A 458-nucleotide genomic window follows, 5' to 3' on the forward strand; every position below is an offset into this window, starting at 1 on the left:
ACTTCACCAAAGCGGCGATCCCAGTAAATGCGGTCTTTGTATGGGTTGCTGTCAATAATTTCTTGTGGCACGTATGGGTTATCAATAGGAATGTAACCAGGGGCAATATCATCGATAGGATCGCCAGTCACTGGGTCGTAGCGAGGTACGTAAGCCCCTTCGTATTCATCTTCAGGTGACTTATCGTTGAACGAGCCACTTTTGCTGTATTGAATTTGGAAGTAGCTCATAATGTCGTCTGTTACATCATAATCTACTTTTATTGCGGTCGAAAAGTTATCACTAGGTACATCAAGCATGACGTATTGTGACGAATTTATACCATAAATTTCTTCATTGCCTTTCCAGTCATCACGCAGCGTTTGCCCGTCGTACCAAAACTGGGGATCGTTTCGGTTGCTTTCTAAAAATACACCGCCTAAGGTACCATCGCTTTTGCTTGCCCAATCAGCTTGTGT

At 43.7% G+C, this 458-nt stretch carries 1 pseudogene; it reads right to left on the reverse strand.

Going from position 1 to position 458, the window contains the following annotated elements:
• Window positions 1-458, reverse strand: a pseudogene (locus PSH48_RS20940) (TonB-dependent receptor); the annotation flags it as partial.

This window comes from Pseudoalteromonas sp. Angola-4 (assembly GCF_028599265.1).
GTDB classification, from domain to species: Bacteria; Pseudomonadota; Gammaproteobacteria; order Enterobacterales; family Alteromonadaceae; genus Pseudoalteromonas; species Pseudoalteromonas atlantica.